Here is a 2,058-nt window from a genome sequence, read left to right as displayed (position 1 = left end):
ACCAATACCTGTTTGGTGAGGTATAAATAATTGCTAAAAGCCACCACCTTCTTTCTCTCTTGTGTAACAGCCAGGCCGTGTGCCACAAGGTCTACGTTGCCATTTTTTAGCTCATCCAACATCTCATCGAGATTCCGGGACACTTTTAATTCCAATTCCAGGTTCAATTTTTTGGAAAGTCGCTTGAGTAATTCATATTCATAGCCCATGGTTTGACCGCGATATAAAAAGTAACTTGTGGCGCTATATGCAATAAGGACTTTTAATTTTCCATCAGCCACAATTTCCTCAAAATCCCTGGATACCACAGTCTCTTTATGGTCCGATTTTTTTACCTGGCAGGTGCTCAGACAAAGGCAACAGATAATTAGAATTCCTATTCGTTTGGTCATAACGCTTTACCCCTGTAATGTTTAAATATATAAAAGAATTTATTTATAGTACGGTTAGATACATTATCTGCTAAACAAGATATTCCCGATTTAAGCAAATAAATTAACTTTCCCTTCCTCTTTGGTAAGGGGGCAGTGTCATTACAAAACCCCGGATTAAGCAACCAAGAGAGTTTATTCTTTGCACTTTGATCATTAGCCGGCAACTCCGTCCCCGTCAATATCCTTATTGAGATGAGTCTCAAGTGCTTCCAGAGTTTTTCTAAGGAGTGCCTTTGTGTTCTCAAGTTCGGTCTCTAAAATCGCCACCCGGTCTTCAACACTGTCTGCTTGTGCCTGTTGTTTATCCAGTTCTTCCTGTTGCAGTAAATCCCAAAATATTCCCATGCTGATTGCTTTTACGTATATAACTGATTTTTAGGGTTCCTCTTTGTTGGAATCCTTTTTATTGTTTTTTTTCATTTTTTGATAACCCATAAGTAAACGCACCCCCAGTCTTGCGAATAGGATTATTGCAATTACCATCACTACATCAATTCCATTCATAACATGGGTTTAAAATACTCTACTTCTTTTACTTAAACCTGGGTTTTAGTATATGAAAATTAAACCTTAATAAAATATTCACTCCCCGATTGCTAAATTTTGCGAGACCTACCAAGCCTTTTAATGTAGGGAAATTCCTTGACTTTTTTAAAGGGTATTAAATCATTCTTTCTTATCCTCTTCAGGTGGAGGGGGCATCACAAATACTTCTGGCTGCGGATCCAAAGGTTTAAGCTCTTTTCCCTGTAAAGCCGGATGATCCGCTGGCACAAAAGTGGCCCGGAATACACTAAATGTTCCATTCATCGCATTTCTCGGATCTCCATTTGGTTTGTGAATGTTACCGCGATAGGGGGTCAAATATTCCCAAACCACTTCTCTGTCTGGTGTAACTTCAAAAAAACGGCCTTTAGGGCCCTCGTTAATGAACGTATTACCGTTTTCCATACGATGCGCTCCTGAAATAAAACTCCCGTAAAAGGAGATGGTATCCTTGGCCACATAACTCCATACAGCTTCCTCCGGAGCAAAACGATTATTGACCATCATTTCATAAGCACCATCTTGCATTAAAACGGGGTTAATTTCGTAAATAGCAGAATAATTCAGACTATCGGGCCCCATTGGAATATCATTGTTATAAAGGGTAAGGTTCCCTGCCCCGGGTTTCCCTTTTTCTATCCAGCGAATATCGTGCTGGTAATAAAGCTTCCGGTCTGTGGAATCGCCCTGCATATAATTTTCAGGATTACCCCATCGGTACAATAAATCTCCGCCTTTACCACTTTTTCCACCTTGGTGACTGGCCGCTTCTTCGGTTGTAACACTGTGGTCAATGATAAAGACTTCACTCAATTCAGGAGAGCTGAAGGCAATCTGATCCAAATCAGCATTGTAATTTATTGCGTTAAAATGATAAATATCTGAATGTGGATTATCAAGGGTAAGGTTTCTTCCTCCCCGTCCCATGGCTTTTAAAATGTCCAGGCTGTCCCGGGTTATACGGTCAGGAATGGAATCACCGAGATTAAAATTGAATAATTCCGGATGTTCTTGTGGGTTTCCATAATTGGGCTTTGCTTCATCATATTCCTGAATCAAATGGTCTTCCACACGCCAT

At 40.2% G+C, this 2,058-nt stretch carries 4 protein-coding genes; all 4 read right to left on the bottom strand.

Annotation, left to right across the window (positions count from 1 at the left end; genetic code table 11):
* A partial coding sequence (locus tag WBN20_RS03770) for a transporter substrate-binding domain-containing protein (RefSeq protein ID WP_424280752.1) occupies positions 1–392 on the bottom strand: 392 nt, incomplete at its 3' end.
* A gap of 195 nt (positions 393–587) precedes the next feature.
* Positions 588–779 carry a hypothetical protein gene (locus WBN20_RS03765; RefSeq protein WP_424273110.1) on the bottom strand — a complete coding sequence of 64 codons (192 nt, stop codon included), beginning with the start codon at positions 777–779 and terminating at the stop codon, positions 588–590.
* A gap of 30 nt (positions 780–809) precedes the next feature.
* Positions 810–938 (bottom strand): hypothetical protein, encoded by a 129-nt coding sequence (locus WBN20_RS03760; RefSeq protein WP_424273109.1) that lies wholly within the window; start codon positions 936–938, stop codon positions 810–812.
* A gap of 162 nt (positions 939–1,100) precedes the next feature.
* On the bottom strand, positions 1,101–2,058 hold a 958-nt coding region (locus WBN20_RS03755; RefSeq protein ID WP_424280751.1), incomplete at its 5' end, for an aryl-sulfate sulfotransferase.

Source organism: Eudoraea sp. (assembly GCF_049665975.1).
Lineage (GTDB): Bacteria > Bacteroidota > Bacteroidia > Flavobacteriales > Flavobacteriaceae > Eudoraea.
Note: the sequence above shows the minus strand (reverse complement) of the source record. Positions and strands in the feature narration are given on the sequence as shown.